This is a genomic window from Nodularia sp. UHCC 0506 (assembly GCF_034931045.1).
Lineage (GTDB): Bacteria > Cyanobacteriota > Cyanobacteriia > Cyanobacteriales > Nostocaceae > Nodularia.
Genome location: NZ_JAYGHH010000020.1, coordinates 46776 through 54151 on the forward strand (window position 1 = coordinate 46776; position 7376 = coordinate 54151).

Annotated in this window: 7 protein-coding genes and 1 other RNA gene; all 8 read right to left on the reverse strand. The window is 43.3% G+C overall.

Annotation, left to right across the window (positions count from 1 at the left end; translation table 11 throughout):
* Positions 1-23: 23 nt before the first annotated feature.
* On the reverse strand, positions 24-1265 hold the full coding sequence (locus tag VB654_RS13310) for a pitrilysin family protein (RefSeq protein WP_323214270.1): 1242 nt from the start codon (positions 1263-1265) through the stop codon (positions 24-26).
* Positions 1266-1555: 290 nt separating this feature from the next.
* Positions 1556-1739, reverse strand: a non-coding RNA gene (ssrS, locus tag VB654_RS13315) — 6S RNA.
* Positions 1740-1801: 62 nt separating this feature from the next.
* A complete protein-coding gene (locus tag VB654_RS13320; RefSeq protein WP_323214248.1) occupies positions 1802-2956 on the reverse strand; it encodes a 5-(carboxyamino)imidazole ribonucleotide synthase in 1155 nt (384 codons plus the stop codon).
* Positions 2953-3441 (reverse strand): pentapeptide repeat-containing protein, encoded by a 489-nt coding sequence (locus VB654_RS13325; protein WP_323214271.1) that lies wholly within the window; start codon positions 3439-3441, stop codon positions 2953-2955. The genes VB654_RS13320 and VB654_RS13325 overlap by 4 nt, the downstream gene beginning before the upstream one ends.
* A 70-nt stretch (positions 3442-3511) precedes the next feature.
* Positions 3512-4396 carry an ROK family protein gene (locus tag VB654_RS13330; protein ID WP_323214249.1) on the reverse strand — a complete coding sequence of 295 codons (885 nt, stop codon included), beginning with the start codon at positions 4394-4396 and terminating at the stop codon, positions 3512-3514.
* Positions 4397-4467: 71 nt separating this feature from the next.
* On the reverse strand, positions 4468-4665 hold the full coding sequence (locus tag VB654_RS13335) for a hypothetical protein (protein ID WP_323214250.1): 198 nt from the start codon (positions 4663-4665) through the stop codon (positions 4468-4470).
* A 117-nt stretch (positions 4666-4782) separates the two neighbouring features.
* Positions 4783-5679 (reverse strand): ABC transporter permease, encoded by an 897-nt coding sequence (locus VB654_RS13340; protein ID WP_323214251.1) that lies wholly within the window; start codon positions 5677-5679, stop codon positions 4783-4785.
* 187 nt (positions 5680-5866) lie between these two features.
* On the reverse strand, positions 5867-7237 hold the full coding sequence (trxB, locus tag VB654_RS13345; RefSeq protein ID WP_323214252.1) for a thioredoxin-disulfide reductase: 1371 nt from the start codon (positions 7235-7237) through the stop codon (positions 5867-5869).
* Between the last annotated feature and the right edge of the window lie 139 nt (positions 7238-7376).

Consider the following 7376-nt stretch of genomic DNA (forward strand, 5'->3'; position numbering starts at 1 on the left):
TTCTAAACAACCAACCACTGACATTAACAGGGTTTCAGTATAGTAACCGCATAATTGAGCGGTGAAAGAAACTTTTGGGCTAATTGTTGCAGTTCTTGGGTATTAAACGATTGTATCTGCTGAGGATATGCTACTGCTAATTCAGCTTGGGCAATCGTGTTGTAATATCCATAAAGTCCGGTTAACTGATTTGGTGTTTCCGTAGAAAAAGCATACTCATTAGAAACAAGTCTCCTTGTCCGGGCGAGTTCCTGCTCAGTAATTCCTGTGGTTTGCAAATCATTTAAATGACTGAGAATCAAATTTTCCACTTCGTTGAGGTTTTCTGGCTCTAACCAAGCAGTAATTGTAAATAAACTCGATTCTCGTTGTAGAGAAAAATTACTATAAATTCCCTGTACTAATTGCAATTCTTCGCGCAAGTCACGCACCAGTCGGGAAGTTCGTCCTTCTGACAATAATACCGCCAACAAATCTAAACCATAGGCGGTGTGTAGTTGCTCTACACCTGGAACAACCCACGCCATCATTAAACGTGCTTGTTCTAGACGTGGTAAACAAATTTCTTGGCGGTGAATTCCCGTGATTACTGGCTCGATGATTTTTTCAGACTGCGGACAGTCTAATGGTGCTGCAAAATCAGCAAATGAATTATTTACCAGTTCCCAGGCTGATTCTTGAGCAATTCCCCCCACAACCACTACTGTCATGTTTTCTGGTTGGTAGTGGGCGCGATGAAAACAACGCATGGCGGCTGGTGAATGCTGCATTAATTCTCGCTCAGTCCCTAGCACAGAACGCCCGTAAGGATGGTTCTGATAGACGCTTTGATTCAGGGCTTGAAATCCTATCCAATCGGGGTCATCATTGCAGGAGCGAATTTCTTCTAACACCACATCCCGCTCGCGGATAAATTCATCCTCTGGAATTGCAGCATTAATTAGCAAATCTCCCAAGTGGGGTAGGGTATCTGCTAGGTAAGGGGCGGCTGTAGTTAGGGTGTAATGAGCATAATCATAACTCGTAGCTGCATTACTCACACCGCCTCTGGTTTCAATGTTGTGATCAAACATTCCAGGGGCGAGTGTCGCCGTTCCTTTAAAAATCATGTGTTCTAAAAAATGAGCCATCCCAAACCACGGTTTTGGCTCAAGGGTTGCTCCGGCTCGCACCCAAACATCAGCCACCACTACAGGGGTAGTGGCAATTTCTTGATGGATAAGTGTTAAACCATTATCTAGTCGGAGAACCGAAGCAGGAAACACGGTATGCTCTAGTTGTTGTTGTGACAAGTTTTAGTAGCTTTAACCACAATTTAAGACAATTTTTGTTATTCTAACTCTCAACGATCACTAAATTAGAATCAACGTATACAGATTTTGTGTTCCTCAGTCAATAAATTGCCCCATTTCATCAAACCCTATTTGTTCTTTATCCCCCCTGCTCCCTGCTCCCTGCTCCCCTGCCTACCTCAGCAATGGAATGTTTTTTTAATTGGATGTCCCTATAATTAAAGCCCCCAAGTTTTTGCTAACTTTGGGAGCTAATAATTTTTAAGTTCACCGCAACGCCGTTTTACCTAAGTTTATGACCTGGTTAAACCAGGTGGGTGCCGACTTTCTTCGTTTTAAGTTTCCGGGTGCTTGCCCGGTTTACTGCCACGAGACTTGTTAGCTTCCCTTTTCTTTAAAGACATAGATCAAAAAACTTGATGGCAGTCACCAACGTCGTAGTGCAACTAAAACTTATTATAGCCTTCTAAAACAGGTTGTGTGTTCAGTATTAGAATTCTCTAGTGAATTTAAATGGGATACCAAATAGATTCTATAGTTTGGGCTATGGTACTGATGGCATCTCGGTTTTGATGCTCTAGTAATACGGTGACGTGTCCCAGTTTGCGCCCAGGACGTGATTCTGATTTCCCGTACCAATGAACGAAAGCCTGGGGAATTTCGGCTAATTTTTGGCGTTGGTGTTGGTAGCTGCTGCTCGAAATTTCATACCCTAAAAGGTTAACCATGACAGCAATAGCACAATGTAAAGCGGGATTTCCCAAAGGTAAGCCACAAACGGCTCGCAAGTGCTGTTCAAACTGAGATGTTTCACAAGCGTCTAAGGAAAAATGCCCAGAATTATGGGTACGAGGGGCTATTTCATTGACCAAAACTTTCCCGTCAGGGGTGAGAAATAGTTCTATGCCAAAAACGCCCACGACTTGCAGGTTATTTAAGAGGGTATGAGCGATCGCTTCTATTGCTGCGGCTTGATTGGGTGTAATATCAGCTGGTGCAATCACTCGCCGACATACCTGTTCTTCTTGTTGAGTTTCTACCACTGGGTAAGTTACAACCTCACCCTCTACTGAACGAGCTGCTATGATTGCTAATTCTCGTTCAAAGGGGACAAATTCTTCTATTAAAAATAGAGATTGACTTACAGCATTATTTGTGATGTGTAAATTTAGCTTTTGCTGCAAATCTGCTAAATTTTGCATAATGAAAGTCCCTTGACCATCATAACCGTGCCGTCGGGATTTTAGCACCAGAGGAAAACCCAGTTCTTCGATTTGAGAGGCGATATTTTCTGGCTGTGACAGGGCGAAAAATTTGGGAACGGGTAATGCTAATTTTTGTAAATAGCAGCGCTGATCATATTTATCTAAAAGTGGAGTTAAAGCTGCTAACCTTGGTCGAAAGCAAACACCTTGATTTTCTATAAAAGATAAAGATTCTAAATTAACAAATTCATTTTCAAAGGTGATGACATCAGTTTTTTGTGCTAAAATCTCTGTGGAGATAGCATCATCAACTTTAGCCAAGACAGTATCCTGAGCGATCGCTACAGCAGGATCATCTAAACTAGGAGTTTGTACCACTAATTCTACACCTAACTTTTTAGCTGCATCCCCCATCATCCAGGCCAGTTGACCACCACCAATTACACCAACACGCTTCATCGACATCCCAGAGAATAACGAGTTTCTACGCCAGTTTTAGAATTTACACCACTGGCTTTGTTACACAGTTCTTTAATTTGCACTCCATCCAAAATTGCATCTGTGAAATCTGCACTGTCTATATTCACATCAGTAAAAGTGGAGCGTAGCAAAAGAGCTTCTTTGAAAACGGCATCGCTCAAATCAGCCCCGGCGAACTTGACCTGATCTACCATAGCATTAGTTAAATCCGCCCCGTGCAGATTCGCTTGGGTCATTACGGAAGCACTCATGACGGCTCCCCGTAAGTCAGCATCTGCAAAGTTAGCTAATTCCATATTGGCGTTAGAAAACTCAGCCGCTTGTAAACTTTGTCCCGAAAAATCACGTCTGGCTAATTCTGCATTACTAAATGACATTGGATGAGTCCAATCTGCCCAAGCTGGGGAAGCTAGGAACCATACAGTCATCCCTAGAATAAGTGCTAATCCTTGCTGCCAAAATATCATGAAGTAGCTCATTTGGTATCTAATTATGATCTTCAGCTTACCGCATTCTCCATCTGGGCTGACACTCTCATAAAAATGATGCCAATTTTGCTGCGCCCACCATTCCTGCCGCATTGCCTAATTCTGCTGGTAAAATTTGTAAACCAATGCGAGAAGTAGGCATAACTCGGCTTTCAATTTCTGCTTTGACTGCGGGGGAAAAAAACTCAAAACTAGCACTGACACCACCACCCAGAATAATTGCTTCTGGTGTTAAGACGTAAATCAAACTAGCTAAACCAATACCCAAATTCTGACCATATTCTTGCCAAAAACTCAATGCTTCTTGATCTCCATCTGCGGCTAGTGCGCCTAATTCGGCGGGTTCCTTACCTGTGCGGCGACGAATTGCGGTAATTGAAGCATATTGTTCTAAAGAACCTGGATTGCCACTATTACATTTATGTCCATCGGGGTTCAAGGTAATTAAACCAAGTTCGCCGGCTGCGCCTTGATGTCCTACAAAGAGTTTGTCATTTAAAATAATCGCACCACCAACCCCAGTCCCCAAAGTTAACAAAATCAGGTTGTGAAAGTGGCGACCAGCACCCAACCAAGATTCTGCTATTCCGGCACAGTTGGCATCGTTAGCAATTACGGTGGGTTTATCTGTTTTTTCTTCTAACCAGTCCGCTAAAGGCACATTTTGCCATCCTGGTAGATTGATGGCGATTTGGGCAATGCGTCCAGTTTGATCAGCAGGGCCAGGAGTACCCACGCCAATGGCTACAGTTTGATTATACGGGTCTACTTGCGCGATCGCATCTACCATGACAGCAAGAACAGCTTCTGGTGTCGATGGTTGGGGTGTTGCTACAGTTAAGGATTGTAAGCAAGTGCCATCAGGGTAGAACCTTCCCAACTTAATCGCTGTTCCCCCCACATCAATACCAATTACTTGTGAATTAACCACCTGAAAAAATATAAAACAGACCTAAGCTGTGTAGTACAGACCACGATGTAGAAACTTTGTATACAACGTCTCTACAGGTTTTTGTTACCCAAAAGTTCTGATTTTTCTGTTTCTTTGACAACAATCTGTGAACTCGTCGCCATTGCAGAATGAACACTAAATGGTAATTGCCAAGCTGTCATAGGAGTACCTCGTAACAAGCCGGACAAAGCAACCGATAACATAAACCCGCCAGTAGCAGCCGCAATTAAAGAAATATTATCTTTCACTCTACTCTCTCTGTAATAACTTCAAAAATATTTAGACGCAGAAACAGCCATTTAGATGCAATGAATGGCAAGTCTCTATCACCCACCATACACCTTGATAACTGATTTAAACGTTGACTATTTCCGCATTCTATTTTCGCGCCGTAATCGCGGATTGACAAACTCATTTAGCCCCTCACCCAGTAGTGATAACCCTACTACCATCAATGTCATTGCTAAACCAGGGAAGAGAGTAGTCCACCAAATGCCTGTGGGTAGGGCTTCTAGGGCTTGTCGGAGGTCGTGTCCCCATTCTGGGACTTCTTCGGGAAGTCCTAACCCCAAAAAGCCTAAACCGCCTAATACTAAAATGGCATCGGCAGCGTTGAGGGTAAATAGTACGGGTACGCTTTGAATAACGTTAAAAAATAGATAGCGAGATAGGATAACCCAAGTAGAAGCACCCATCGCTTGAGCAGCTTCAATGAATACCTCTGTTTTAACACTTATAGTATGATTACGGACAACGCGATAATATTGGGGAACGTAGGCTATGCTAATGGCGATCGCAGCATTGAGAATTCCCCGACCGACCACAAAAGCCAGTGTCACAGAAAGCAGTAGCCCTGGTAAGGTGTAGATGCTATCCATGAAAAACAGTAAAATCTGATCTAATTTACCACCCAGGTAGCCACTGAGCATCCCTAACGGCACACCAATAAACATACTCAAAGCTGTAGCTAAAATCACTACTTGTAGTGCAGCTTGAACTCCGAACAATGTGCGAGAAAATACATCATGTCCCAGGCGACTTGTACCAAACCAATATTTAGCTGATGGTGGTTCTTGAATGGGGTTAGATAAGAACTCTCTGGGGTCTTGTAACCATCCCCAAGCTTGTAATACAGGAGCGAAGAATGCCAAGAAGAGGAAAAATAGAGTAATGACTATCCCAATCAGCATTAATTTTTGGGAGAGGTTAGAATTTTGGGCAAAGCGTAAAAAAGTTGGCAACTGACGTTTAGTAATAGCCATGAGCGATCGCCTGCATAAAGCAAGATACTATTTTACTGCCCTGGCGACTAGAAGTCGCGGCTATACAAACAAAACCCGCCTCCGTGGGTTAAAAGCCTTAATTCTTTATTAGTCCACGAAGGTGGACTTCGTTTGTGTAGTAGCGATTTCTAATCGCCCCATACTTTTAAAGCTTTTAAAACATCATCTAAAGATAGCTTTCAATTATCTGGCGATATTCGCTCTTTTGTTTTACGCCTTTGACTTCTTTTAATAATTCCTGATTTTTAAAGAATTGTATCGTTGGTGTTCCTGTGACATTGGCATTTTCGGCAATATCTCGGTCTTGGTCGATGTCAATTTCAACAAAGTGGATTTTACCCTCAAACTCATCTACCACTTTATTTAATATCGGTTTCAGGGTATGACAAGGGCCGCAACCAGGGGAAATGTATTTGACTATGATGAGGCGATCGCTTTCATGGAATAATTTTCTTAAGGCGTAACCCCCCTCATGGCGAGTCACCTGCAAATTAAATCCAGCTGCCGCTTCCGCTTCTGTTTTCTTCGCTGCTTGGGGTGCTAATTCATTCACTGCTGTGGCTGACTGATGATGAAATTCTGTAATCAAACCCTTCGACGACAACCAACGTTCTGCTAACATCGCCGCCATACAGCCAGTACCCGCAGCTGTAATTGCTTGCCGAAATTCATGGTCTTGCACGTCGCCAGCTGCAAACACACCTTCTACACTAGTTTCTACAGAATTGTTTTTGGTGACAACATAACCCACCTCATCCAGTTCTAATTGTCCTTTAAATAATACAGTATTGGGAGTATGACCAATGGCGTAAAATAAACCCTTAGCGTGAATCTCACTTTCTGCACCAGTTTGATTATTCCGCACCTTCACCCCGTCCATGTTACCATCACCGAAGATATCCACCGCTTCAGTATGCCAATGCACTTGGATTTTAGGGTTACTTAAAACCCGGTCTTGCATAGCTTTAGAGGCGCGCATTTTATCCGAACGCACCAGCAAATTGACCTTAGAACCGTATTTAGTCAGATAAATAGACTCTTCCGCCGCCGAATCACCAGCCCCAATGACAGCCAATTCTGTACCATGAAAAATTGGGGTCGCACCATCGCAAATTGCACAAGCAGAAATACCCCGACTCCAGAATTGATGTTCGCTGGGTAAACCCAAACGCTTGGCGGTTGCACCAGTGGCTATAACTATACTATGGGTTTTGATTTCCCTTTCTTGGGAACGGACAATAAAAGGACGCTGACTCAAATCAACAGAAGTCACATCCTCAGTATATAACTCTGCCCCCCAGCGTTGGGCTTGCGCCTTCATGTTATCCATCAGTTCCGGCCCCGTAATACCTTGGGGGAACCCCGGAAAATTTTCGACTTCCGTCGTAGTCATCAGTTGTCCACCGGGTAAACCGCCCATTTCAAAGCCTTCAAAGACCACAGGTTTTAAATTCGCTCTTCCTGCATAGATAGCGGCTGTATATCCTGCTGGCCCAGAACCAATAATTACTAAGTTTTCTACTGTGGGGTTAGGCATGATATTTAAGCATACTCATAACGACTATGGTTAATATAACATAGCCAACGCGATCGTGTACACAGAAGTCCTACCCATCTAAGTTTGAGCTAGTTCCCCCCCTTAAATCCCCCAAACTTGGGGAACATTGAAAATTCTC